The following is a 23,494-nucleotide window of genomic DNA, read 5'->3' on the forward strand; positions in this document are numbered from 1 at the left end:
GCTCAGAAACGCAGCTTGACGCCGCCCATCGCCATGCGCGGCGCGCCGGGCCGGGCGCCAGCAGGGGTGAAGGCGACGTTGTAGCGCGTGTCGAAGAGATTGGTGACCGTGCCGAAGAGTGACAGGCCGGGCAGAAGGTCATAGGCGGCCGAAAGATCGACGACGGCGCGGCCATCGATCCGGTCTTCGGGCGGGATCGCCCCCTGGCCGGCGGTCTGGCGGGTCTGGCCGACGAGGTTGACGGTGCCATCGAGCCTGAACTTGGGCAGCCGCACCCCGGCCCCGAAGGTCAGCTGATGCTCGGGCACGAAGGGCAGGCGGTCACCAGCCGAGACACTGCCCCAGGGGCCATAGCCGCTGACGAAATCGGTCTGGAACTGGGCGTCGGTATAGGTGTAGACGAGCAAGACCGGCACTTCGAAGCCTTGGGCAGCGATGGATCCGACCACCGTCGAGGCGCTGGCCTCGACGCCCTTCACCTCGACCGCACCGCCGGCAAACTGGTCGCCGATGTCGCAATCGGCGCCGGTGGAGGCGGTGCAGGTGCCGACCAGATTGCTGTAATCATTGAAGAAGCCGATGACTTCGACGGCCCAGCCTTCATTGCCGGCGCGCACGCCGGCCTCATAGTTCCAGGATGTTTCGGGATCGATGGTCGAGCCCGGGCCGGGGCTGACGAAGCCGCGGTGGGCGCCGGCGATCAGCCGCACTTCGTCGGTCAGTCGCCAGGTTGCCGAGATGCCGGGGATCCAGACATCGACATTTGAATCGCGCACTCCGGTCGGGGTTGTGCGTGCGGCGTCGCCCGGCGCCCAGTCGGTGCGGCGCAGGTCGATGGTTTCGTAGCGCAGGCCGGGCACCAGTGTCAGCGCGCCCACCTCGATGCGGTCCTGCACGTAAAAGGCCCAGGCCTTGGCCTCGCCGAGCCGGTTGGCCTGGCTGCCCGGCAGCCCGGCGCTGGACAGCACCATGCGGCCATCGACCATCTGATAGCGGTCATCCTGCTGGAAGCGGTCTTCGCTGTCTTCATGATAGCGCGCCGAGACTTCGAGCGTGTGGGCGATGCTGCCGGTATCGAAGCCGGCGGACAGCGCCGACTGGATGCCGGTGGATTGATAGACGCGGTTGTTGTTGCGCACCCTGAGCGCGCCGGCGCGACCGGTGAAGCCGGCCTGCCCCTCGAGATCGGCGAATTGGAGGGGATTGGCGGCTGGATCGGCGAGGACGCTGCGCAGGCTGGCCCAGCCGGTGTCTGTGCTGTTGCGGACATCCTGAAGCTTGTACCAGGAGCGCGAGGTGTCGTTGCGGTAGGCGATGGTGGTCATCCTCACGCGGTCGCTGATCTGCCAGTCATGGGTGAGCTGGAAGGTCTCATGCGCCACGTTCAGCTGGTCCAGCTGGCTGCCATTGTAGCGGCGGTCCGGGTCGGCGGCGAAATCGGCGAGGCTGCGGCCGAGATAGGTCTCGTCGGAGCGCTCGGAATAGCGCTGATATTTGAAGGTGAGCGCATGGGCGCCGTCGGTAGAGCGCAGGCCGAGTTTGGGGACCATGTCGGAGATTTTGAAGCCGGTCTCGCCGCCGGCATCGATGCGCTTGAAGCCGTCCGAATGTTCGTAGAGCCCCTCGATCAGGCCGCCGACTTCGAGCCCGCCGCCAAGGCCGGCCCAGCCGCCGACCGAGCCGAGCGCGCGCTGGGTGCCGAAATTGCCGGCGAAGAGATCGGCGCGCCCGGTCAGCTGGCCCGCCGGGCCATCGGGCAGCGGGGTGGAAAACAGGTTGATGGCCCCACCCACCGTGCTCGGGCCATATTTGATGGCGCCGGGGCCTTTGGTGACCTCGACGCCCTGGATGCGGGCGAGGCGGGGGAAATAATAGGCGGCGGGTGCTGCATAGGGCGCGGGCGCGATGAGCACGCCGTCTTCCATGACGGCGATGCGGGCCGAGCGGTCGGTGCCCGAGCCGCGGATGCCGATGTTGGGGCGCAGGCCGAAGCCGTCCTCCTCCTGGATGATGACGCCGGGAACCTGGCGCAGCACCCGGTTGACGTCGCTGTAGGAGAAGGTGTCGAGCGCCTCGGCATCGAGAACGGTGACCGAGCCGCCGATGTCGAGCACATCGCTGCGCTGGGCGGTGACGGTGATGAGGCCGGTGCCCCAGACATCCGCATCAGCGGCAGCGGCGTCAGCGGCGGCGGCGGCGGCGGCCGAGGAAAGGGCGACCGAGAGCGCTAGAAACGATGTTTTTCCAATGAGCTTCACGAAAATTGCCTTGCGAATGCGAGTTGTTCGCAGCCGGCGTTAGGCGTGTGACGGTCGTGTTGCAAGGGGTTATTGCGACAAAGTAGCAAAACGCCGCGGCGTGTCAGCCCGGATCGGCCTGCCCTGTGAGCAGTGCCTTGACGCTGGCGGCGTGGGTGCGGCCGACGGGCAGGACGAGGCCATCGGCGAGCTCGACATGCCAGCCGCTGCTGCGCTCGTGAAACAGCCGCGCGACCCGGTCCCGGCGGACGATCACCGAGCGGTGGATGCGCACGAAGCGCGCCGGATCGAGCCGGGCTTCGAGGTTGGAGATGGTCTGGTGGATGAGGAAGCTGCGCCCGGCGGTGCTGAGCCGCATGTAATCGCGTTCGGCCTGCACATATTCGACATCATCGACCGAGACGCGGACAAGCTCGCCGCGCCGTGGCACCCAGAATTCCTCAAGCCATGCCGGGGCGGTCTCAGCGCTGCGCCGCCAGCTCGACGCCCGCTCGAAGGCGCGCGCGAGCCGGGCTGCGTCGATGGGCTTCATCAGATAGTCGATCGCCGCCACTTCAAAGGCCGCCAGCGCATATTGATCAAAGGCGGTGACGAAGATGATGGCGGGCATGGCGTCGCCGAGGCGGGCGGGCAGCCGGGCGGCAAGCTCAAGGCCGGTCATGCCCGGCATGTCGATATCAAGGAGCAGCACATCGGGCCGGATTGCCTCGATGAGCGGCAGGGCCGAGGCGCCGTCTGCGGCTGTGCCGGCCAGCTCGACAGTGTCGAGCCGCGCGCACAGCATCTTCATCCGCTCGATGGCCAGCGGCTCATCGTCGACCGCGACGGCGCGCAGCCGTGCGGCCGGCTCAGACAAGCGCCACCGCAGCCATGGGCATTTCCAGCCGCGAGGCGAAGCCACCGCTTGCCACCCGGCCGCTGCTCAGCCGCGCCGCTGTGCCGAAGCGCGCCTCCAACCGGGCGCGCACATTGGCCATGCCGATGCCATTGCCCGGCACCGGGGCCGCCTCAGGCACGGCATCGTCGCTGACGCACAGCACCAGACGGTCGTTTTCATGGGTCGCGGTGATGCGGAGCCGGACCGGCGCCCGGCTGCGCGCGACGCCGTGCTTGATCGCATTCTCGACCAGCGGTTGCAGGATCAGCGCCGGCACCGGCACCCGCTCAAGGGCCGGCGGCACATCGATCTCGACCCGCAGCCGGTCGGGAAAGCGCACCTTTTCGATGTCGAGATAGAGGCGCTGCAGGGCGATTTCATCGGCGAGCGGCACATCGGCCTCGGGATCGCTGGCGAGGCTGGAGCGGAAGAAGGTGGAGAGGTTGAGGATCATCGCTTCGGCATCATTGGCCCGCCCGGCCATGACCTGGGCTGACAGCGAATTGAGCGTGTTGAAGAGGAAATGCGGATTGACCTGATAGCGCAGCGCCCGGAGTTGCGCGGCCTGCGCTTCGGCGCGCGCGGCGACCGCGGCGCGCTCGGCGCGCTGGACGCGGCCGGCATAGGCGAGTGCGATGTAGAGAATGCCCCAGGCGACCACGAAGAAATACCAGTTGGCCGCCAGGCCGAAGATGAGGAGCCATGGCCCGTCTTCCTGAAGCGGGAAGGCGGCCAGCTCTTCGAGCAGGCGGGGGCTGGGAGCGATGACGAAGAAGACGAGATAGTTGACTGAGGAGAAGACGAGGCTGATCGGCACGCAGGCGGCAAAGACGAGGCCGACGAGCCGGCTGCTGCTGATGCCGGCGCGGCGCTGGAGCCATTGCCAGAGCAGCATCGTCAGCGCCGCGCCGAACAGCGTGACGATGAGGCGGCGGCCGGCCATGGGCAATTGCTCGGGCTGGTCGAAGACTGCGACGCGCAGCGTGTTGATGCAGAAATAGAAGACCCAGAAGCCGGCGATGGAGAGCAAAGCCACGCGCCGCGGCACCAGCGGCGCGCGCTCATCCTCTGGCACGAGCAGGGGCGCAAGCATTGTCATGCATCTGCCATATCCGCTTGGGGGGGCGGCGTCTGCCGCCTTGCCGGTCGTTCATCGAAGCGGAAGCCGCCTTGGTCGAGAAGCGCCTGCCCGCTCATTCCTCGCACAGCGCCTCGGCGGCGGCGGCATCGGGCGCGGCGAGCACGCGGCGCGCCTCTTCAAAGCCATGGCCGGCGCGGAGCATGGCCGCCATGGCCTTGCGCGCGTCAGCGTCGCCGGGCGGCGCATCGATGCGGCGAAACGGGCCGAGGCGGCGGCGGCGGGCGAAGCGCACGGCGGCCATGATGGCGGGTTCGGGCGTGTCTTCAAGGGCGTCTTCAGAAGGGGCGGCGACTCCGGCGGCGTGCAGGGCCTGCGCCACGCGGCGTGGCCCCAGCCCGCGCGCCTGCATTTCGCGCTGCTTCGAGGCTGCCCAGAGCGCGTCATCGACATAGCCGAGCGTCACCAGCCGGGCCACCAGCCCTTCGACATCGGGGGGTGTATCGCTGGTCCAGGGGCGCTGTTTCAGCTTGCGGCGGAGATAATCGGCGAGCCTTGCCGAGGTGGTGGCGTAGCGGGCCGCATAATGGAGCGCCAGCGCCTTGAGCTGCTCGGCATCAAGGGGTCGCGGCGCGGGCGGCGGGCCGTGGCGGCGGGTCTTGCGCCGCGTCGTACCGGGATGGTCATCGTCCATGCCACTTTCCTGCCATGATCGGGCCGGAATTTGAACCCGTCCGCCTGTCATGAGACAATGATTAGAGGCCCGGAACAGGGCCGAGGTCGCATGACGCAAGGAGAGACGGACTTGCAGAGCCACGCCGCAGAGCTTCAGGCACCCACCCCCACATTCGACACCCTGCCCTATCGGCGGGCCGATTTCGACACGCTGGGTGATGCGCTCGACTATGCCGCGCGCGGCGACAAGGGCTTCAATTTCCACGATGTTCGCGCCGATCTCATGCGCGCCTACCCCTATGCCGAGCTGGCCCGCGACGCGCGCGCCCGCGCTGCCGTGCTGGTCGCCAATGGGGTGAAGCCGGGCGACCGGATTGCGCTGATCGCCGAGACCGGGGCTGACTTTGCGGCGGCCTTTTTTGCCGCCATCTATGCGGGCGCGCTGCCGGTGCCACTACCGCTGCCCACCAGCTTTGGCGGCCGCGATGCCTATGTCGAGCAGATTGCGGTCCAGCTGCGGTCGGCGGAGCCGCGGCTGCTGCTGTCGTCATCCGGGCTCTTTGCCATGGCCGCACAGGCGGCCGAGGGCCTGTGCGCGGCCGATGACTGGACCAGCTTTTTCGACCAGCCCGCCGCCGAGGTGACGCTGCCGCGCGCGCAGAAGACCGATATCGCCTATCTGCAATATAGTTCGGGCAGCACGCGCTTTCCGCACGGGGTGGCGGTGACGCATGAGGCGCTGCTCGCCAATCTGGCCGGCCATGCGCATTGCATGGAGGCTGGCAACGGCGACCGGGTGGTGAGCTGGCTGCCCTGGTATCATGACATGGGGCTGGTCGGCTGCATGCTCGCCCCGCTCGCCAACCAGATCTCGGTCGATTATCTGGCCACCGAGGATTTTGCCCGGCGGCCGCTTTCGTGGCTGACGCTGATCAGCCGCAACCCTGACAACACGCTGAGTTACAGCCCGACCTTTGGCTATGACATTTGCGCGCGGCGCATCTCGCCCAGCATCAATGTTGCCGAGCGCTTCGACCTGAGCCGCTGGCGGGTGGCGGGCAACGGCGCCGACATGATCCGCCCCGAGGTGATGCAGGCCTTTGTCGATGTGTTCGCGGCCGCCGGCTTCCGAGCCTCGGCCTTTCTGCCGAGCTATGGGCTGGCGGAGGCGACGCTGGCGGTGACCATCATGCCGCTGGGCGAAGGCATTGTCTCTGATCTGATCGACGAGCGCACGCTGGCGGGCCTGTCGGGCAGCCGCACCGAGAGCCGCCGCCCGACCCGCTACCGTGCCATCGTCAATTGCGGCAAGGCGGTGCCGGGGCTGACCATTGAGGTGCGCGATGAGGCCGGCCAAGTGCTGCCCGACCGCAAGATCGGCCGCATCTTCGTGCGCGGGCTCGGCGTCATGGCCGGTTATTTCCGTGATGAGGAGGCCACCGCAGCCGCGCTGAGCCCCGATGGCTGGCTCGATACCGGCGACATGGGCTATCTCTCCAAGGGCTCGATCTTCATCGTCGGCCGGGCCAAGGATATGATCATCATCAACGGCAAGAACCACTGGCCGCAGGATATCGAATGGGCGATCGAGCAGCTGCCGGGCTTCAAGGCCGGTGACATTGCCGCTTTCGCCATCACCACGCCCTCGGGCGAGGAGGCGCCGGCCGTTCTGGTCCAGTGCCGGACCTCCGATCCGGCCGAACGCACCACGCTGCGCGAGGCGATCCGCAACAAGGTGCGCGCCATCACCGGCATGAGCTGCGTGGTCGAGCTGGTGCCGCCGCGCACGCTGCCGCGCACCTCGTCGGGCAAGCTGAGCCGCTCCAAGGCGCGCTCGCAATATCTTTCCGGCGAAATCCAGCCGTTTGACGCGGCCGCCTGAGGCGGCGCGCATGCTCGCCGTCACCGGGGCCACCGGATTTGTCGGCCGCCGGGTGCGCGCCCTTGCCTCTGTTCCGGTGCGTGCGCTGGCCAGGCGGCCTCAGGACGGCGCGGACTGGGTGACGGGCGACCTTGGCGACACGGCGGCGCTTGACCGGCTGTGCGAGGGGGTGGAAGCGGTCGTCCATGTTGCCGGCGTGGTCAATGCCGCCGACCGGGCCGGCTTTGAGCGCGGCAATGTGCGCGGCACGGCCAACATGATTGCGGCGGCCCGGCGTGCGGGCGTGCAGCGCTTCGTTCATGTCTCCAGCCTGTCGGCGCGCGAGCCGGGGCTGTCTGACTATGGGGCGTCAAAGGCCGCTGCCGAGGCCGAGGTGATGGCCAGCGGGCTCGACTGGGTGATCGTGCGGCCGCCGGGTGTCTATGGGCCGGGCGATACCGAGATGCTGGCGGTGTTCAAGGCCGCGCGCTGGGGGCTGGGGCTGGTGCCGGTCAGCACCGAGGCCAGGCTGAGCCTCATCCATGTCGATGATCTGGCCCGCGCGCTGCTGGCGCTGGCGGGCGGCGGACCGTCGGGCGAGATTCTGGAGATTGACGACGGCATGGGCGCGCAGGGCGGCTATACCCATGCCGGCTATCAGGCGCTGATCGGGGCGGCGCTGGGGCGGCGGCTGTGGACTTTGACGATGAGCGAAGGCGCGCTGAAGGCCGCGGCCGGCGTGGCCACAGTCCTTGCCGGCCTTGGCGGTCAATTGCCCAAGCTGAGCCGGGACCGGGCGCGTTATCTGACACATCCGGACTGGGTAGCGCGCGGCGGCAACGCCCGGCTGAACGGGCTTTGGGCACCCGAAATCAGCACCGCCGAGGGGCTGGCTGCCACCATATCCGATGCGCGGGCGAAGGGGCTGCTCTAGGCCTTGAGGAATTCCAGCAGCAGCGCGGCGAGGGTCAGGACGATGCCGATGATGAAGATGCGGTAAGCATAGCCGAGATAGCGGTATTTCTTGAGCTTGAGGACAAGGCCCTGCTGGTAGACGTCATGGAGCATGGCTTCGTAGATGCCGTCATCGGTTTCCATGATCTTGAGCATATGGTCTTGAAACTCGCGCTCTTCGAGCTCGGCGAAGACGCCGAAGAACAGCATGTTGGGCTTGAGATCGGGATTGGTGACGCGCGGAGGCTTGCGGCCGAAGGCGGGGATGACGGCCCCCATGCAGCATAGTGCGGCAAAGAAGGCGGTGAGCGTGAGGATGAGCAGCGGCGGCTGGAGATTGACCAGCGTGCCGTTGCGGACCACCAGCGCCAGCATCACCGAGGCGACGCCGAGCAGCATGTTGGCCTTTTGATCGGCCATGGCCGACAGCGTCATATGCTGCTGCTGCATGGTGCGGAGCAGATAGATGGAGTGGGCATGCGATTTCGGGCGTGTCTCGTCCATGAGTTTCAATTATCCCCCAGCGATTGCGACAGAATTGCACCGACTGCGACCTTTGGCCAGAGGCTTGCCATCAGACGCGCTTTTGCCCCCATTTGGCCATATAATGCTGCAAGGGGAAAATCATGACCGACCGCACCGCCATCTACACCCGCATCATCGCACTCATTGAGCCGCTCAACCCCAAGGGGGTGGCGCTGGGCGAGGATACGACCTTTGCCGGCGACCTTGAGATGGACAGCCTGACGGTCATGGACCTTGTGGCCAGCATGGAAGACGAATGGGACATTGTGATGCCCCTGAACATGCTGCCCGACCTTGAAACCATCGGCCAGGTGGCCGACGCTGTCACGAAGCTGGTCAATAAATGAGCGATCTCTTTTCCAAGTTCGATGCCCTGATCGCCGAGCGCGAGGGGCTGCTGTCCACTGGCATCCGCGACCCCTTCGCCATTGTGATGGAGGAGGTGAAGTCGCCGACGCTGGCGGTCATCAAAGGGCGCGAGACGATATTGCTCGGCACCTACAATTACATGGGCATGACCTTTGATCCTGACGTGATTGCCGCTGGCCGGCATGCGCTGGAGACCTTCGGCGCTGGCACCACCGGCAGCCGGGTGCTGAACGGCACCTATCAGGGCCACAAGGAATGCGAGGACGCGCTGATCGAATTCTACGGCACGAAGCACGCCATGGTGTTTTCGACCGGCTATCAGGCCAATCTCGGCATGGTCTCGACGCTGGCTGGCAAGGGCGACTATATCATCCTCGACGCCGACAGCCATGCCTCCATCTATGACGGCTGCTATCTGGGCAATGCCGATATCGTGCGCTTCAAGCATAACAGCGCCGAGGATCTGGAAAAGCGCCTACGCCGCCTGCCGCCGGAAGCGGGCAAGCTGGTCATCCTTGAGGGCGTTTATTCGATGCTTGGCGATGTGGCGCCGCTGAAGGAGCTGGTGGCCATCGCCAAGGCGCATGGTGCGATGGTTTTGGTCGATGAAGCGCATGGCATGGGCTTTTTCGGCGAACATGGCCGCGGCGTCTATGAAGCGGCTGGTGTCGCTGATGATGTGGATTTCGTCGTTGGCACCTTCTCCAAGTCGGTCGGCACGGTGGGCGGCTTCTGCGTCTCCAACCATCCGAAGTTCGAGATTTTGCGGCTGGTCTGCCGGCCCTATACCTTCACCGCCTCGCTGCCGCCTGCGGTCATTGCCTGTTCGGCCACCTCCATCCGCAAGCTGATGCACGCCCATGACAAGCGCGCTCGGCTCTGGGAGATGACCCGCACGCTGCACGCTGGCCTCAAGGCGCGCGGCTTCCGCCTCGCCACCGAAACGCCCGAGAGCGCCATCATCTCGGTGCTGATGCCGGACCAGGAAACGACGGTGCGGATGTGGGCGGCGATGATCGAGCTGGGCGTCTATGTGAACATGAGCCGGCCGCCTGCGACGCCGGCGGGTGTGTTCCTGCTGCGCTGTTCGCTCTGCGCTGAACATTCGGCCGAGCAGCTGGCCACCGTGCTCCAGCGCTTTTCGATGGCGGCCGAGCAGGTCGGCCTGTTTCGCCAGGCCGCCGAATAGCGGCTATTTCGTCATCATCGGCGGCGTGTCTGCGTCGGCGACGCGGGCGGTGAGGGCGTAGAAGAAGCGGTTGAAATCGCGCGCCGCGATGAAATCGATCGGCTGGGTGATGTCGTCCTGCGGCTTGTGGTAGCGGGTGCGATACCATTCCCGGAAGCGCGCCTCTTCCTCCGAGCCGGGATCATAGGCGAACATGAACGAGACCGCCGGGATGCCGGCGCGCAGGAAGGGCGCGGCATCGGTGCGCCCGATCATGCCGCGGATTGGCTCCATGTCGGGCCGGACCTCGACGCCCATGGGGGCGGCGACGGCGCGCACATGCTCGACCATGTCGCTGTATTCGAGCCCGATCAGGGTCAGCGCCTTCAAGGGAAACAGCGGGCGGATCGCATCGAGATTGATGTCGGCCACCATGCGTGCGCCTTCAGGGCGGGCATGTTCGACCAGCCAGCGGGCGCCAAGCAGGCCTTTTTCCTCGCCGGTGAAGATGGCGAACAGGACGGGGCGCCGATAGCCCTTGCCGGCCCGGCTGTGCGCCAGCCGGATGAGCGCGGCAACATAGGCGGCATCATCGAAAGCGCCATTGTACAGGCCGTCGCCGTCCACCGGCTCGCCGAAGCCATAGGCATCGATGTGCGCCGAGACGACGAGCAGCTGATCGGCCAGCGCCGGGTCGGTGCCGGGCAGCAGGCCGAGCACATTGTCTGAGGCGAAGCTGCGCTGGCTGCGGGCGAAGCGGATCGCCATGCGCGCCGGCAGATCGGCGGCGGCGAGCGGCGCGCCGGCCATGGCGGTTTCGAGAAGCGCGCCCGCCGGGAGACCTGACCCCGCCAGCAGCTTGGGCAGCGCGTTGAAATTGAGCCGCATGGTGGGGAGGAAGGGCGCTGGCTCGGCCGCAGTCGGGGCCGCGGCCGGAACGCGGATGCTGATGCGCCGGGCATAAGCCTCGGGCCAGCGTGGCGGCTCAAGGGTATAGCCGGGATCGTCGATGTTGATCAGCGCGACGGCACCAGCAGCAAGGGCGGCGGCCGTGCGGTCCTGCGCGCTTGGCAGGCCGGGCCTCCGGGCATTGAAGCACAGGAGGATGCGCCCGGCGACATCGGGGCCGACCTCATCCGGCCCGCAATAGCCGCGAAACGCCAGACCGGCCTCGATCCGCGCCGGCAGCGCGGCATCCGCCCTGACTGAGATGTCATGGAGGAAGCGCAGCTCGCTGGAGGCGCCATCGGCGATGACCTGGAAGCTTGTGCCCTCGCTCTCGACCCGGACCTCGTTGAGCGGCACGCTCTGCAGCCAGCCGCCATCATCGCCGGCCGGGCGCAGGCCGGCTTCGGCGAGCGCCCGCGCCGTCCAGGTGACGGCGCGCTTGTGACCGATCGAGCCGGTGTCACGCCCTTCATGGGCATCGCTGGATAGATGGCCGATGATTTTCCACCAGGCAGCGGTGTCGGCGTCTTGCGGGGTGTCCTGCGCCGAGGCGGCGCCGGTGAGAGACAATGTGCCTGCTGCGATTGCCGCCAGAAACCCCCGCATATCGTCCCCCTAGTCGCGCTTGATCGGCCTTGGTGAGAGACCCTGCATGTAATTGAGCACAACGTCGAGCCTCGTCAGCCCGCGCCCGGCGGCAAAGCGCGTCTTTTCGAGCTTGGGCTTGCCGAGCGGAATGCGCGGATTGTTGGAAAAGCCGATGCCGTCGGAAAAGACGTTGAGCTTGCCGTCCGAATTGCGGTCATGGAGCGCAACCATCACATAGCTGCCGGGCGCCGGCAGGGTCAGGCAGACCTGCATGTCGCCGGCTTGTGTGACCGGCATTTCCTGCCGGCGGATGTAGCGGCCGGAGCCGAGGTAGTCCTTTTTCTCATCGGGATAATATTGGACACGCAGCCGGCCGTCGCGGTCCTTGAAGCCGATGACCGTGACCAGCACCGCCGTGGCCTTGGCGCCCGGACGGCAATCATCCGCGTCGGTTCCCAAAATCGGTATCCCGGCCACGGCAGTGTCCTGCGCTGCCGCGGGCGCGGCCAGAGCCATGAGCGCAAGCGCGCCTGATGTCGAAATTTTCATGACCATATGCTTTCATCGCGTTATAGGTCGCGTCAAGCGTCCGCGCCGCCGGGCTGCCGGCTTCTCCTTTCGCTTTTGACGGTGGCATGCGGCAACAATGGGGCGTAAACCTTCTTTGACCACAATGGACTGAACGGCCCCTTGCTCAGCCTCACGCGTTTCGACCGCTATCTCGCCCGCCTGATCTTCGTGCCGCTGGTCGGCTCGCTGGTCATCGCAGCGATGCTGCTGGTTCTCGACCGGATGCTGCGGCTGTTCGATTTCGTGATGAACGAAGGCGGGCCGGTGGATGTGGTGTGGCGGATGCTCGGCAATCTGCTGCCCGAGTATCTTTCGCTTGGCATCCCGATCGGCGTGATGATGGGGATCCTGCTTGCGTTTCGCAGCCTGTCGCTGTCCTCCGAGCTTGATGCGCTGCGCGCCGTTGGCATTTCCTATTTCCGCCTGCTCAGAGTGCCGTTCCTGTTCGCCACGGTCTTTGCCATCATCAATTTCGGCATTGTCGGCTGGCTGCAGCCGCTGTCGCGCTATTCCTATGAGAATCTCCGCTATGAGCTGCGCTCGGGCGCGCTGGGCGCGTCGATCAAGGTCGGCGAGTTCGCCAGCCTCGGCAATGGCATGACCTTGCGGGTGGAGGAGAGCCTCGACAAGGGGCGCGACCTGCGCGGGCTGTTCGTGCGCGCCCAGAGCAAGGACGGGCAGCGGCTGGCGGTGACGGCGACCAGCGGCACCTTTCTCGCCACCGACGATCCCGAGGTCATTCTGCTGCGCCTGTCGAACGGGACGCTGGTGCATAGCCCGGACGACGCGACGGTGCCGCGCGTGCTCAGCTTCGTGCAGCACGACCTGCCGGTGAACCTGCCCGCCATGACCAGCTTCCGCGAGCGCGGCGACGGCAATCTGGAAGCCACCTTGCCCGAACTGTTCCGCAAGATCCTGAACACGGAGGCGACCTCGGAGGAGCGGCGCGACGCCAGCGCCACCTTCCATCGCCGGCTGGTGCAGTGTGTGGTGATGTTCATGCTGCCGTTTCTTGCCGTCGCGCTCGGCGTGCCGCCCAAGCGATCATCCTCCGCACTTGGCGTGTTCATCAGCCTGATTGCGCTGGTGACTTTCCACAAGATCACCGAATATGGCGAGCGCATGGGCTCGATCGGGCGGGTTGACCCGGTGCTGGCGCAGTGGGTGCCCTATGTGATCTTTCTCGTCATCGCACTGTGGCTCTATCGCACGCTTGCGCATGTGCCGGGCGGCCAGCCGCTGGGCACGCTTGACCGCTGGTTCTCCAAGGTGAGCAAGGCGGTCTCGGCGCTCACCGCGCGCATCGTGCGCAGGAACAGCTGGCGCGACGATGCGCTGTCGGCGGGCTGAGCATGAAGCTTTTCCCCTCCAACACCATCGCCTGGTATGTCGCGCGCATGTTTCTGGTGCGCACGCTGGCTTTCATCCTCGGCCTTGTCGTGATCCTCGAATCGCTCGATCTGCTCGGCGAATCGGGCAAGATCCTGGCTGCGGCCGGGAATGGCGAAGCCGAACTCTGGACCTATGTCAGCCTGCGGGTGCCGCAGATCATCGAGCTGTTCCTGCCCTTTGCCGTGTTGCTCGCCACGCTGGTGACGCTGGCGACGCTCAACCAGAACAGCGAAGTCGTGATCTTCAAGGCCGCCGGCATCTCGGCGCACCAGATTTTGCTGCCGCTGATTCTGGCCGCTTTTGGGGTGGCGGCGATCAACTTTGTCTTCAACGAGCGCATCGTCACCCGCGCGACCGCCACGCTCAATGTCTGGAAGGCCAATGATTATGCCCGCATCACCGAAGCGGCGGCGCCGCGAACGGCGCGCTGGGTGCGCGGCGGCGATGACCTGTTCAACGCCGAGACCGTGTCTGGCACGGGAGCGGGCACGAGGCTGGGCACGATCACCATTTATGACCGGGTCGACAACCGGCTGACCCGGGTGGTCAGCGCCGCCGCCGCCCGTCCCATGGAGGGCGGCTGGCGGCTGGAGGAGGTGAGCATCTTCGATGTCGGCTCCGGCACGGTGGCGACGCAGGACGCGCTCGATTTCAGCACGCCGGTCGTGGCGCGCCAGTTCACCACCGCCAGCATCGACCCGAAGTTCGTGCCGCTTTGGGAGCTGGTGCCGCAGATTTCGGAGCAGCGCGCGGCCGGCAAGCCGGTTGATGTGCTGATCGCGGCCGCCCATCACAAGATTTCCGGCCCGCTTTCGACCGTGCTGATGCCGCTGCTGGGCGCGGTCGCGGCCTTCGGGCTGGCGCGGTCAGGGCGGCTGTTCGTGCGCGCCGTCATCGGCATGTTCCTTGGCTTTGCCTTTTTCGTGGCCGACAATTTCATGCTGGCCATGGGCAATTTCGGCACGGTGCCGCCGATCATGGCGGCCTGGGCGCCGTTCATGCTGTTCCTGCTGATCGGCGAGGCCGTGCTGATCCGCACCGAGGAGTGAGGGCCGGTCGCAAATCGGCCTTATTGGCGCTCTAACTCTTGCCCAACATCAACGCCGGAACCGCCAAGCCTTGTCCAGTGTCACCATTCGCCGTGTCGAGACCGCCGCCGACCAGCGCCGTTTCATCGATCTGCCCTGGCAGCTCTACAAGGCCGATCCCCACTGGGTCCCGCCGCTGAAGTCCGAGGTCAAGGCGCTGATCGGCGGCGAGGCGACCAATCCATGGTTCGGCCATGCCGAAGCGGTCTTCTGGCTGGCCGAGAAGGCCGGCCAGACGGTGGGCCGGATTTCGGCGCAGATCGACCGGCTGGTGCAGGAGTATATCGACCCTGCGCTCGGCCATTGGGGGATGTTCGAGAGCATCGATGATCAGGCGGTTGCCGATGCGCTGATCGAGACCGCCGAGGCCTGGCTGAAGTCGCGCGGCATGGCGCGCGCGCAAGGCCCGTTCAGCCTGTCGATCTGGGACGAGCCGGGCTTGCTGGTGCAGGGCTTCGACCGGCCGCCCACGGTGATGATGGGGCATCACCTGCCCTATTATGAGCGGCTGGTGACGGCGCGGGGCTATTCAGGCGTCAAGGACCTGCACAGCTGGGGGCTGCGCATCGACCAGCCCTTCCCCGAAATGGCGCAGCGGATCGTCGCCTTTTCCGAGCGCAACAGCCGGCTGGTCACGCGCCGGGTCAACAAGGCCCGCTTCGACGAGGAAGCCGCGCTCATTCTCGAGATCTTGAACGATGCCTGGTCGAGCAACTGGGGCTTTGTGCCGCTCACCCCGGCCGAGGTTGCCCATGTCGGCAAGAAGCTGAAGCCGATCGTTTTCGAAGACCTGATCCGCATCGCCGAATATGATGGCGAACCGGTTGGTTTCATGATCACCCTGCCCGACATCAACGAGCTGACCCGCGACCTTGATGGCCGGCTGTTTCCTTTTGGCTGGGCCAAGCTGCTCTGGCGGCTGCGCGCGCCCAAGGTGAAGACCATGCGCGTGCCCTTGATGGGCATTCGCAAGACGCTGCAGGGCCACCGCGTCGCCTCGCTGATGGCCTTTCAGATGATCGAATACATCCGCCGCGATGCCGTCGCCAATTTCGGCGCGACCGAAGGCGAGATCGGCTGGATCCTCGACGACAATGGCCCGATGCGCTCGATTGCCGATGCGCTGGAGTGCGAGGTGACCCGCACCTACCGAATCTTCGAGCGCAGCCTCTAGTCGCGCAAAACCGCCCAGGTCGGGGCGTGGTCCGAGGCCTTTTCGGCGCCGCGCGCATCCCGGTCCACCCCGGCATCGACCAGCCGGTCGGCAGCAGCGGGCGAGAGCAGGAGATGGTCGATGCGAAAGCCATGGTCGCGCTGCCAGGCGCCGGCCTGATAGTCCCAATAGGTCCAGATGCCGCCCGAAGGGTGCAGGCTGCGGATGGCATCGGTCCAGCCTTGCCACAGCAGGCGGCGGAAGGCGGCGCGGCTCTCCGGCTGTCGCAGCGCATCGTCCCGCATCGCGCCCACGTCCCAGATGTCATCGTCATGAGGGATGACATTGTAATCGCCGGCCAGCACCACCGGGCCGCCCAGCGCCAGAAGGGCTGCCGCGCGGGCTTCGAGGCGCGCCATCCAGGCGAGCTTGTAATCGAACTTCGGGCCAGGCTGCGGATTGCCATTGGGCAGATAGAGGCTCGCCACCCGCACGCCGCCGATATCGGCTTCGAGGTAGCGGGCCTGTTCGTCGGTTTCATCGCCTGGCAGCCCACGCTGGACCTCGGTGGCGGGTTCGCGGCTGAGAATGGCGACGCCGTTGAAGCCCTTCTGGCCATGGACAAGGCAATGCCAGCCGGCCTCGGTCAGGGTTTCGACCGGGAACTTCTCATCGACCGTCTTGATTTCCTGCAGGCAGGCGACATCGGGGCTGGCTGCCGCCAGCCATTCGAGCAGGCGCGGCAGCCGGGCGTTGGTGCCATTGATGTTGAAGGTGGCGATTTTCATGCGCCCATTTAGGGCCAGCGCGCGGCTTTTACCAAGCTTTCACAGCCGCGGGCCGCGCAGCCTGCCGCCCCGCGTGCGGATGAGGCGCACCGCGATTCGCTCGAAGAACATAATGCAGATGATTAGCACGGCGGTCAGGAACAGCAGTTCGAGCCGCATCAGACCGATCATCGTGCCATCGACGGGACGCAGGAGAAGCCAGCCGGCGACAGCGATGACGAGGGCTGTGAAGACCACCGAAACCGCGCGGGCGATGAGGACGCCGCGCCCGTCCATTCAGATCGAGAAGCTGGACCCGCAGCCGCAGCCCGAGGCCGCATTGGGATTGCGCACCTCAAAGGCCGCCGCCCCGATGCGCTCGACGAAATCCACCTCGCAACCGGCGAGAAACGGCAGCGATTCAGGGTCGACGAGCATGGTCACGCCGTCGGTTTCGACCGTGACATCATCGGCAGCGATATCACTCTCCAGCCCGAAGCGATATTGAAAGCCGGCACAGCCGCCGCCATCGACGGCGAGCCTGAGTTTGAGGCCGGGATTGCCCTGCCGCGCAGCGATGGTGGCGACGCGGGCAGCGGCGGCGGGCATGAGTTGGGGCAAGGATGTGTCCATGCCGCCGATATAGGACAATATCGGTCCGCCTTCAACCGAGCGGCGGGATCGGCGTCATCATCACGCCGCTGTCAGCCGCCGGGGCCGGGGCGGCGCTGGCCAGCGCGATGGTCTCGCCGTCACGCTGCGCGGCAAGCAGGCGCGGCGAGGCGTCGATGAAAGGCTTGGGATTGATGGCGCGGCCATCGACGCGGATTTCGTAATGCAGGTGGGTGCCGGTCGAGCGGCCGGTCGAGCCCATGCGGCCGATCATGTCGCCCTGCTTGACGCGCTGGCCGGGCTTCACCAGCACCAGCGACATATGGCCATAGCGGGTGGACATGCCCTTGCCATGGTTGATCTCGGCCATGGTGCCATAGCCGCTCATGCGGCCGGCGCGGGTGATGCGGCCATCGGCGGCGGCATAGATGGGCTCGCCGCGGCTGCCGGCGAGATCGAGGCCGGCATGCTGGGCGATGCGGCCGTTGAAGGGATCATAGCGGCGGCCATAGCGCGACGACAGGCGATAATTCTTGACCGGCACCAGCGCCGGGATCGATGCCATCGCTGCCTGCATGTCTTCGAGCTTGCGCCAGCTGGCGTAGAAATCGGTGAAACGCGGCTCCAGCTCTTCGGTGGCCGGCACGAAGGGGCCGCCGATGGCCGACGCCCGCCAGTCGGACGCGGCGGCGAAGCGCTTGGGATTGAGACCCAGCTTGCGGATCATCGCCTCGGTGCCGCGCATCTTGGCCTGAGCGGCGCCCATTGCCTGATCGACCAGCAGCAGCTGCTGCGCCTCGACCGTCTTCAAGGGCGGCATCATCGCCTCGATGGAGCCATTGTCCGCATCGAGCTTGCGCGGCAGCAGCGCCGCCAGGGCCTCGGCATCGCCCTCGCCCGAGAGAATGGCAGTGAGAAATTCCTGCCGCGCTTCAAGAAGCTCGGCGCGCTGGGCGACATCGCCCTTGATCAGCTGCGCCTCGCTGCGGACAGCCGCCAGCTCGCTGGACAGGGCGGCAAGCTGCTGTTCCTTGACGGCCAGAGCCTCATTGTCCGTGCCCAGCCAGCCGATGGTGGAAATGCCAAGCCATGCGGCCAGCGCCACCACCATGCCAAGCCCGGACAGCTGGTGCGCGCTGCGCAGGATGATCACGGTTTCGCGATCACCATTGTGCCATGTGAAACGATGGTCGGGCAGGCGCTTTCTCAGGCTGTAGGCAAGCGCAGCGCGCGCCCGGTTCAGTCTTTGCACAGGCGAAACTTCCCAAATCAACCGGTTCTGTCCGGACCCTTGCGACCCGGTGGACTCGACCGGCAGGGCCGCCGCGCCATTCTTGCGAATGCTTCGGCAAACTTCTTCAATCAGTGTTGCCCGCACGCAACAAGCCGCGGGCGGGCAGAGCGTGACAAGGCCGCGATGAACCGTTCGTTCAGGAAGAAAAATTGTCGCAAAGCGCGCAACCTTTCTTCTGCTGGTCCGTTACTTCTCTCTGGTCCGCCGATCGAATCGTGCGCCAGAGAGGTCAGTCGAGCGCCTCTGCCGCTGCCAGAACCGCCTCGGCATGACCCGGCACCTTCACCTTGCGCCAGACCTGCGCGACCTTGCCGTCGCGGCCGATCAGGAAGGTGGCGCGCTCGATGCCCATATAGCTTTTGCCATACATGGATTTGGATACCCAGACGCCGTACGCCTCGGTGACGCTGCCATCCTCATCGGCGCCGAGCGCGACGCCCAGTTCGTGCTTCTTGCGGAACTTGGCGTGGCTCGCCACATGATCGCGCGAGCAGCCGATGACCACCGTGTCGGCGGCGGCGAAGGCATTGGCCAGTGCGGTGAAGCCCTTCCCTTCATTGGTGCAGCCGGGCGTGTCATCCTTGGGGTAGAAATAGAGCACCACCTTCTTGCCGGCATGATCGCCGAGCGCCACCGGCGCCTCGTTGCCGGCAGCGTCGATGCCGGCCATGCGGAACGCGGGGGCTGCATCACCTACGGAAATCTCGCTCATCTGGTCCTCCTGTCAGCTTTCGAACACCCTTGTCCATGCCAGCCGCACCCGCTCTCTGGCCAGTGTCAATTGCTCGGCTGCGACAGCGAATCCTTGCGCCCCGAGCGCGCGGGCGATGACCGCTTCGACGGCGGCCGAAAAATTGCCGGCCAGCGCGGCATCGCCGGGGGCGACGAGGCGCAGCACCACAAGCCAGCGGGTGAGCAGCGCGAGCGCGCTGGCAAGGGCCTCGGCTTCGTCTGTGGCCAGCCGGCCGGCCTCGGACAGTGCGCGGATGGCGCGGTCCATGTCGGGCGTGACAGCCTGCGGGGTGAGCAGTTGCAGATAATGGACGAGAAACTCCAGATCGACGAGGCCGCCCGGCCCCAGCTTGACATCGAAGGCGCCGCCCGGCGGCTTGGCGCGGGCGATTTCGGCGCGCATCGTCAGCACCTCATGTTTGAGCGCCATGGCTTCACGCGGACGGGCAAGCTGCTCTTCGATGATGCGCGTGGCTGCCGCCCGCGCGGCCGGGCTGCCAGCGACGATGCGCGCGCGGATCAGCGCCATATGCTCCCAGGGTTCGGCATCCTCTGCCTGATAGCGGGCGAACTGATCGAGGCTGACGATCATTGCGCCCTTGCTGCCCCAGGGCCGCAGCCGCGTGTCGACCTCGTAAAGCGCGCCCTCGGCGGTGGGCACCGACAGCGCCGAGGTCAACCGCTGCGCCCAGCGATTGTACCAGTGGCTGGCGCTCATCGGCTTGTCGCCGTCTGACTTGGCCGCGCTGTCGCCGTCGAACAGGTAGATGAGATCAAGGTCGGAGGCATGGGTGAGCATGCCGCCGCCGTAGCGGCCGAGCGCCAGCACCAGCCCCGAACTGCCCGGCACGCGGCCCTGGGCGGCCTCCATTTCGGCGGTGACCGCTGGCAGCAGCGCGTCGATGGCGGCATCGGCCAGCCCGGACAGGCCGCGCGCCACATCGAGCGGATCGGCCCGGCCTTCGATCAGCTGGGCGCCGAGCTGGAAACGCCGCTCGCCGGTCCAGCGGCGCACCCGGTCGAGCCGCTGCTCATAATCGGCCGTGCCGACATAGGCCGTCAGTTCGGCGCTCAGCGCAGCCGCGGGCGGCAGCGACGCAAAGGCATCAGGGGCCAGCATGACATCGAACAGCGCCGGGGCGCGCGCCAGCGCATCGGCCAGCGTGGGGGCGACGCCGAGCAAATGGCCGAGCAGGGCGACGAGGCGCGGATTGGCCTCGAGCAGCGCCAGAAACTGGGCGGCTGGCGGCAAGGCTTCAAGGAATTGGTCGAGCCGTGCGGCCGCCCGCTTGGGCTCGGCGGCGGCGGCGAGCGCATCGACCAGCGCCGGCAGCACCCGCTCGAAGCTTGCCCGTGCCGTCTCGCTCTTGAGCGCGCGAAGCTGGCCGGCGCGCCAGCGTGCGATGAGCGGCGCGAGGCCGCGCGCGAAGCGGCCGGCATTGCCCTCGGCGCGGCACGCGGCGTGGCGCGCCTTGAGCCAGTCGACAGGCTCGGCCGGCACCTGCGTGGCTTCGGGTGCGGCCGCCTTGATCAGCAGATCATAGGCGCGCGCCACCGGCGCCGTGACGGCCGCAAGCGCGCGCTCGACCGGCGGCCAGTCCCGCGCGCCGCACAGCCGCGCCACGGCGCGCCGGTCGGCGATGAGCTTTGGCACCATGTGCGTCTGTTCATCGCGGCGCATCTGCAGCCGATGCTCGAGGCTTCGCAGCACCCGGTAGCTTCTGCCCAGCGCCGCCGCCGTGTCGTCAGGGATCAACCCGGCCGCGGCCAGCGCCGCCAGCCCGTCGAGCGTGGCCGGCGCACGCAGGGCCGGGTCGCGCCCGCCCCAGATCAGCTGGTGGATCTGGGTAAAGAACTCGACCTCGCGGATGCCGCCGCGCCCGCGCTTCAGATCAAAGCCCGGCCCCATCGCCTGCCCGCCTTCGAAATGATCGCGGATGCGCAGGCTGACCGACTGAACATCGCGCACGGCGGTGAAATCGAGGCTGCGGCGCCAGACAAAGGGGCGGATCCGGTCGAGAAAGAGCTGTCCGAGCGCCTGGTCCCCGCCGACGGCACGGGCGCGGACAAAGGCCAGCCGCTCCCATGTTTCGGCCTCGGACTGGTAATAATGTTCGGCGGCCGCCATCGACAGGCTCATGGGCGTGATTTCGCTCGCCGGACGCAGCCGCAGATCGACGCGGGCGACATAGCCTTCGGGGCCGAAATCGTTGAGAATCGCCACGGCGCGGCGGGCAATGCGCACCGCGGCCTCGTCCGGCTCCTCATGGCTGCGGCGCGGCACAAGGTCCGGCTCGTGGAGCAGGATCAGGTCGACATCGGAGGAATAGTTGAGCTCGCGGCTGCCCAGCTTGCCCAGCCCGAGCGCGACGAGGCCGCGCCCGTCCCCGCCGCGCTCCAAGAGCGCGGCCCGGATGGCGGAATCGATGGCGAGATCGGCAAACTCGGACAGCGCCGCTGTGACTGGCTCAAGCGCCCAGTCGCCGGACAGATCGGCCAGCGCCACCAGCAGCGCGACATCGCCGCGCGCGCGGCGCAGCCGGGGCATGATGTCGGCCGTCGCGTCACCCGCCAGCGCCAGCGCATCGGCCAGCGCCGCCTCGGGACCGGCTTCGGCGAGGCGGGCGAGCACCCCGGCGCGGCTGCGCATCAGCCCCTTGAGGAACGGGGCCTGTGTCCAGGCCGTGGCGGCGGCCCGGGCCAGGCCTTCGGATCCGCTGCCGGGCAGCAGCGCGGCCAGATCATCGGGGATGGCGGTTTCGGGAAGCGCAAAGTCCATGCGTGTGGGATGCCGCCTTAACAAATGGCTGGCAAGCGACCGTTCATCATGCTTTTCCTATCGGCGTTAGACCGGAACCAACAGGACATGCCCATGCGCACCGCCATCATCATCGCCACCGCTCTGGCACTTGCCGCCTGCAACACCATTTCGGGCGCCGGCAAGGATATGGAATCGGTTGGCAAGGCCGTCACCAAGACGGCCGATGACGTGAAGAACGACTAGATTTTTTCCGCCACCCGGATCGCCACCCGGCAGCCGGCGCGGATCGCCGCCTGCATCAGCTGGAAGCCGTTTTCGCCGCTGTGTGCGGCGGCCGACTCGCGGTGTTCCACTTCGTCGGCGCGGTAGTCTTTCACCATGGCCAGCAGCTCGGGGTCGCTGCCGTCTGAGAGCGCGTCTTCCTGCGCGCCGTAATGTTCGTCGATCACCGTCTCGACTGCGACCGTGGCCGCCATCGCGGCCTTGGGGCTGATCAGCGCGGTGGCTGCACCCAGCGTATAGCCAGCGACATGCCAGAGCGGCGCGAACAGCGTCGGGCGCACGCGGCGCTCGGTCATCAGCCGATCGAAACCGTCGAGGTGCCGCTGCTCCTGCGCGGCCATATGGGCGATTTCATTGGCGACGCGGGAGCGCCGGCCCATCACTGCGAGCTGGCCGGCATAGATGCGTGCTGCGCCATATTCACCAGCCTGATTGACCCGCACCATCGCAGCCGTGTCGACCGCTGCCTCGGCAGGTTGTCGGTCGCCGGGCAGATGCCTCATGCTGCCTTCAGTCGCCATAGCGCATAGCCTCCGATCACCGTTGATATCACGAAATTCCATGCTGCCATGGACAGCCCCCACATGGACCAGGGAATGGCGTCGCAGCGCACGATCGGCGCGCTGAGCACTGCGCCGATGATGTCTGTGGTGCTGCCGCCGACCGGGCTTGCGGCGCACGCCGTGATGCCTTCCCACCATTTCTGCTCGACGCCGGCATGAAAGCCGGCGATGGCGGCGCCGACCAGCACCGCCAGCGCGCCCAGCCCGACCAGAAGCCGCACGCGCAGCACCAGCCCCAGCGTGGCGAGACCGAGCGCTGACGCCAGCGCCCAGCGCTGCCACATGCACATTTCACAGGGCACCAGCCCGCCCAAATGCTCAAAGGCGAGCGCGCCGGCGAGCAGCGCGCTGCCGCCGACGAGCACGATGGCGGCCGGCCGCAGGTCAGGCGCGGGCTCAGAGCGCATAGCGGACCACGACAAAGCCGCCGACGAACAGCACGGTTGCGGCCAGCGCGAGCTGGTTGAAATAGCGGTCGATGAGCCGTTCGGCGGTGGCGCCGTAGCGGCGCAGGATCAGCGCCACCAGAAAGAAGCGCCCGCCGCGACCCAGCACCGAGGCAATGACCAGCACCGGCAGGGCGAGCGAGATGCTTCCGGCCGCGATGGTCGCGACCTTGTAGGGCACGGGCAGAAAGGCGAAGGCGGCCATCCACCAGAAGCCATTGGCGGCGATGGTGCGTGAAAATTCGGCGAACTGCGCTTCATAGCCATAGAATTGCAGCAGCGGCACGCCGACTGCCTGATACAGCACCGAGCCGATCAGATAGCCGAGCAGCGCGCCTGCCACCGAAGCGGCGGTCGACACGGCGGCATAGCGCAGCGAGCGCTCGGGCCGGGCGATCGACATCGGAATTTGCATCACATCGGGGGGCACTGGAAAGAAGCTCGAATTGGCAAAGGAGATGCCGGCCAGCCAGCGTTCCGCCTGCGGCCCCGCCGCCCGCGCCAAGGTCCAGTCATAGAGCCGACGCAGCACG

General features: G+C 66.9%; 24 protein-coding genes. 8 read left to right on the forward strand and 16 right to left on the reverse strand.

What is annotated here, in order from left to right; translation table 11 throughout:
• Window positions 1-2 precede the first annotated feature (2 nt).
• From ACMVO5_RS08410 to ACMVO5_RS08425, 4 genes are all read right to left on the reverse strand, one after another.
• A complete protein-coding gene (locus ACMVO5_RS08410; RefSeq protein ID WP_416907072.1) occupies window positions 3-2,258 on the reverse strand; it encodes a TonB-dependent receptor family protein in 2,256 nt (751 codons plus the stop codon).
• A gap of 103 nt (window positions 2,259-2,361) precedes the next feature.
• Window positions 2,362-3,114: a LytR/AlgR family response regulator transcription factor gene (locus ACMVO5_RS08415; protein ID WP_416907073.1), complete on the reverse strand. Its 753-nt coding sequence runs from the start codon at window positions 3,112-3,114 to the stop codon at window positions 2,362-2,364.
• Entirely contained in the window at window positions 3,107-4,234 is a 1,128-nt protein-coding gene (locus ACMVO5_RS08420; protein ID WP_416907074.1) for a sensor histidine kinase, read from the reverse strand. Before ACMVO5_RS08420 ends, ACMVO5_RS08415 begins: the two co-directional genes overlap by 8 nt.
• 94 nt (window positions 4,235-4,328) lie before the next feature.
• On the reverse strand, window positions 4,329-4,907 hold the full coding sequence (locus ACMVO5_RS08425) for a regulatory protein RecX (protein ID WP_416907075.1): 579 nt from the start codon (window positions 4,905-4,907) through the stop codon (window positions 4,329-4,331).
• Window positions 4,908-4,997: 90 nt separating this feature from the next.
• Between ACMVO5_RS08425 and ACMVO5_RS08430 the strand changes: the two genes are divergently transcribed.
• Together ACMVO5_RS08430 and ACMVO5_RS08435 are read left to right on the forward strand one after the other, a co-directional pair.
• Complete coding sequence (locus tag ACMVO5_RS08430; protein ID WP_416907076.1) at window positions 4,998-6,770, forward strand: fatty acyl-AMP ligase; 1,773 nt, start codon at window positions 4,998-5,000, stop codon at window positions 6,768-6,770.
• A complete protein-coding gene (locus ACMVO5_RS08435; RefSeq protein WP_416907077.1) occupies window positions 6,754-7,683 on the forward strand; it encodes an NAD-dependent epimerase/dehydratase family protein in 930 nt (309 codons plus the stop codon). The genes ACMVO5_RS08430 and ACMVO5_RS08435 overlap by 17 nt, the downstream gene beginning before the upstream one ends.
• On the opposite strand, the gene ACMVO5_RS08440 is transcribed toward ACMVO5_RS08435, so the two are convergent.
• Window positions 7,680-8,207 (reverse strand): Pycsar system effector family protein, encoded by a 528-nt coding sequence (locus ACMVO5_RS08440; protein ID WP_416907078.1) that lies wholly within the window; start codon window positions 8,205-8,207, stop codon window positions 7,680-7,682. The genes ACMVO5_RS08435 and ACMVO5_RS08440 overlap by 4 nt on opposite strands.
• 122 nt (window positions 8,208-8,329) lie before the next feature.
• Between ACMVO5_RS08440 and ACMVO5_RS08445 the strand changes: the two genes are divergently transcribed.
• Window positions 8,330-8,575, forward strand: a complete 246-nt coding sequence (locus ACMVO5_RS08445) for an acyl carrier protein (protein ID WP_416907079.1) — start codon at window positions 8,330-8,332, stop codon at window positions 8,573-8,575.
• Entirely contained in the window at window positions 8,572-9,786 is a 1,215-nt protein-coding gene (gene spt / locus ACMVO5_RS08450; RefSeq protein ID WP_416907080.1) for a serine palmitoyltransferase, read from the forward strand. Before ACMVO5_RS08445 ends, spt begins: the two co-directional genes overlap by 4 nt.
• Window positions 9,787-9,789: 3 nt before the next feature.
• Here spt and ACMVO5_RS08455 read toward each other — a convergent pair whose 3' ends face one another.
• Window positions 9,790-11,319 carry a M28 family peptidase gene (locus ACMVO5_RS08455; protein ID WP_416907081.1) on the reverse strand — a complete coding sequence of 510 codons (1,530 nt, stop codon included), beginning with the start codon at window positions 11,317-11,319 and terminating at the stop codon, window positions 9,790-9,792.
• A gap of 9 nt (window positions 11,320-11,328) precedes the next feature.
• Window positions 11,329-11,850: a DUF2141 domain-containing protein gene (locus ACMVO5_RS08460; protein WP_416907082.1), complete on the reverse strand. Its 522-nt coding sequence runs from the start codon at window positions 11,848-11,850 to the stop codon at window positions 11,329-11,331.
• 141 nt (window positions 11,851-11,991) lie between these two features.
• On the opposite strand from ACMVO5_RS08460, the gene lptF reads away from it, so the two are divergent.
• The 3 genes from lptF (at window position 11,992) to ACMVO5_RS08475 (ending at window position 15,525) form a co-directional block, all read left to right on the forward strand.
• Window positions 11,992-13,221 (forward strand): LPS export ABC transporter permease LptF, encoded by a 1,230-nt coding sequence (gene lptF, locus ACMVO5_RS08465; protein ID WP_416907083.1) that lies wholly within the window; start codon window positions 11,992-11,994, stop codon window positions 13,219-13,221.
• Window positions 13,218-14,312, forward strand: a complete 1,095-nt coding sequence (lptG, locus tag ACMVO5_RS08470) for an LPS export ABC transporter permease LptG (RefSeq protein ID WP_416909341.1) — start codon at window positions 13,218-13,220, stop codon at window positions 14,310-14,312. The genes lptF and lptG overlap by 4 nt, the downstream gene beginning before the upstream one ends.
• Before the next feature lie 70 nt (window positions 14,313-14,382).
• Complete coding sequence (locus tag ACMVO5_RS08475) at window positions 14,383-15,525, forward strand: N-acetyltransferase (RefSeq protein WP_416907084.1); 1,143 nt, start codon at window positions 14,383-14,385, stop codon at window positions 15,523-15,525.
• Here the strand turns inward: ACMVO5_RS08475 and xth are convergent.
• The 6 genes from xth to ACMVO5_RS08505 form a co-directional block, all read right to left on the reverse strand.
• Window positions 15,522-16,292 carry an exodeoxyribonuclease III gene (gene xth, locus ACMVO5_RS08480; RefSeq protein WP_416907085.1) on the reverse strand — a complete coding sequence of 257 codons (771 nt, stop codon included), beginning with the start codon at window positions 16,290-16,292 and terminating at the stop codon, window positions 15,522-15,524. The genes ACMVO5_RS08475 and xth overlap by 4 nt on opposite strands.
• Before the next feature lie 39 nt (window positions 16,293-16,331).
• Window positions 16,332-16,568, reverse strand: coding sequence for a hypothetical protein (locus ACMVO5_RS08485; RefSeq protein ID WP_416907086.1), 237 nt, complete (start codon window positions 16,566-16,568; stop codon window positions 16,332-16,334).
• Window positions 16,569-16,904 carry an iron-sulfur cluster insertion protein ErpA gene (erpA, locus tag ACMVO5_RS08490; protein WP_416907087.1) on the reverse strand — a complete coding sequence of 112 codons (336 nt, stop codon included), beginning with the start codon at window positions 16,902-16,904 and terminating at the stop codon, window positions 16,569-16,571. It abuts the gene before it with no gap.
• A 31-nt stretch (window positions 16,905-16,935) separates the two neighbouring features.
• Window positions 16,936-18,135, reverse strand: a complete 1,200-nt coding sequence (locus ACMVO5_RS08495) for a peptidoglycan DD-metalloendopeptidase family protein (RefSeq protein WP_416907088.1) — start codon at window positions 18,133-18,135, stop codon at window positions 16,936-16,938.
• Window positions 18,136-18,406: 271 nt separating this feature from the next.
• Window positions 18,407-18,889, reverse strand: coding sequence for a peroxiredoxin (locus ACMVO5_RS08500; RefSeq protein ID WP_416907089.1), 483 nt, complete (start codon window positions 18,887-18,889; stop codon window positions 18,407-18,409).
• A 12-nt stretch (window positions 18,890-18,901) separates the two neighbouring features.
• Window positions 18,902-21,688: a bifunctional [glutamine synthetase] adenylyltransferase/[glutamine synthetase]-adenylyl-L-tyrosine phosphorylase gene (locus tag ACMVO5_RS08505; protein WP_416907090.1), complete on the reverse strand. Its 2,787-nt coding sequence runs from the start codon at window positions 21,686-21,688 to the stop codon at window positions 18,902-18,904.
• A 93-nt stretch (window positions 21,689-21,781) separates the two neighbouring features.
• On the opposite strand from ACMVO5_RS08505, the gene ACMVO5_RS08510 reads away from it, so the two are divergent.
• The gene (locus tag ACMVO5_RS08510) at window positions 21,782-21,913 is read left to right on the forward strand and encodes an entericidin A/B family lipoprotein (RefSeq protein ID WP_416907091.1); all 132 of its coding nucleotides are present in this window, start codon (window positions 21,782-21,784) and stop codon (window positions 21,911-21,913) included.
• Here the strand turns inward: ACMVO5_RS08510 and ACMVO5_RS08515 are convergent.
• Genes ACMVO5_RS08515 through ACMVO5_RS08525 form a run of 3 tightly spaced genes read right to left on the reverse strand, consistent with a single transcriptional unit; the run spans window position 21,910 to window position 23,493 of the window.
• Window positions 21,910-22,455: a demethoxyubiquinone hydroxylase family protein gene (locus ACMVO5_RS08515; RefSeq protein WP_416907092.1), complete on the reverse strand. Its 546-nt coding sequence runs from the start codon at window positions 22,453-22,455 to the stop codon at window positions 21,910-21,912. The genes ACMVO5_RS08510 and ACMVO5_RS08515 overlap by 4 nt on opposite strands.
• Window positions 22,452-22,922, reverse strand: a complete 471-nt coding sequence (locus tag ACMVO5_RS08520; protein ID WP_416907093.1) for a disulfide bond formation protein B — start codon at window positions 22,920-22,922, stop codon at window positions 22,452-22,454. Before ACMVO5_RS08520 ends, ACMVO5_RS08515 begins: the two co-directional genes overlap by 4 nt.
• On the reverse strand, window positions 22,912-23,493 hold the full coding sequence (locus ACMVO5_RS08525) for a YqaA family protein (protein WP_416907094.1): 582 nt from the start codon (window positions 23,491-23,493) through the stop codon (window positions 22,912-22,914). Before ACMVO5_RS08525 ends, ACMVO5_RS08520 begins: the two co-directional genes overlap by 11 nt.
• Window position 23,494 lies beyond the last annotated feature (1 nt).

The organism is Polymorphobacter sp. (genome assembly GCF_048007885.1).
Lineage (GTDB): Bacteria > Pseudomonadota > Alphaproteobacteria > Sphingomonadales > Sphingomonadaceae > Sandarakinorhabdus.

Excerpts from the sequence above, each read along its gene's own strand:
- ACMVO5_RS08420 (WP_416907074.1), bottom strand. The coding sequence starts at position 4,234 with ATGACAATGCTTGCGCCCCTGCTCGTGCCAGAGGATGAGCGCGCGCCG.
- ACMVO5_RS08425 (WP_416907075.1), bottom strand. The coding sequence starts at position 4,907 with ATGGACGATGACCATCCCGGTACGACGCGGCGCAAGACCCGCCGCCAC.
- ACMVO5_RS08430 (WP_416907076.1), top strand. The coding sequence starts at position 4,998 with ATGACGCAAGGAGAGACGGACTTGCAGAGCCACGCCGCAGAGCTTCAG.
- ACMVO5_RS08440 (WP_416907078.1), bottom strand. The coding sequence starts at position 8,207 with ATGGACGAGACACGCCCGAAATCGCATGCCCACTCCATCTATCTGCTC.
- ACMVO5_RS08445 (WP_416907079.1), top strand. The coding sequence starts at position 8,330 with ATGACCGACCGCACCGCCATCTACACCCGCATCATCGCACTCATTGAG.
- spt (WP_416907080.1), top strand. The coding sequence starts at position 8,572 with ATGAGCGATCTCTTTTCCAAGTTCGATGCCCTGATCGCCGAGCGCGAG.
- ACMVO5_RS08455 (WP_416907081.1), bottom strand. The coding sequence starts at position 11,319 with ATGCGGGGGTTTCTGGCGGCAATCGCAGCAGGCACATTGTCTCTCACC.
- ACMVO5_RS08460 (WP_416907082.1), bottom strand. The coding sequence starts at position 11,850 with ATGAAAATTTCGACATCAGGCGCGCTTGCGCTCATGGCTCTGGCCGCG.
- xth (WP_416907085.1), bottom strand. The coding sequence starts at position 16,292 with ATGAAAATCGCCACCTTCAACATCAATGGCACCAACGCCCGGCTGCCG.
- ACMVO5_RS08485 (WP_416907086.1), bottom strand. The coding sequence starts at position 16,568 with ATGGACGGGCGCGGCGTCCTCATCGCCCGCGCGGTTTCGGTGGTCTTC.
- erpA (WP_416907087.1), bottom strand. The coding sequence starts at position 16,904 with ATGGACACATCCTTGCCCCAACTCATGCCCGCCGCCGCTGCCCGCGTC.
- ACMVO5_RS08500 (WP_416907089.1), bottom strand. The coding sequence starts at position 18,889 with ATGAGCGAGATTTCCGTAGGTGATGCAGCCCCCGCGTTCCGCATGGCC.
- ACMVO5_RS08505 (WP_416907090.1), bottom strand. The coding sequence starts at position 21,688 with ATGGACTTTGCGCTTCCCGAAACCGCCATCCCCGATGATCTGGCCGCG.
- ACMVO5_RS08510 (WP_416907091.1), top strand. The coding sequence starts at position 21,782 with ATGCGCACCGCCATCATCATCGCCACCGCTCTGGCACTTGCCGCCTGC.
- ACMVO5_RS08515 (WP_416907092.1), bottom strand. The coding sequence starts at position 22,455 with ATGAGGCATCTGCCCGGCGACCGACAACCTGCCGAGGCAGCGGTCGAC.
- ACMVO5_RS08520 (WP_416907093.1), bottom strand. The coding sequence starts at position 22,922 with ATGCGCTCTGAGCCCGCGCCTGACCTGCGGCCGGCCGCCATCGTGCTC.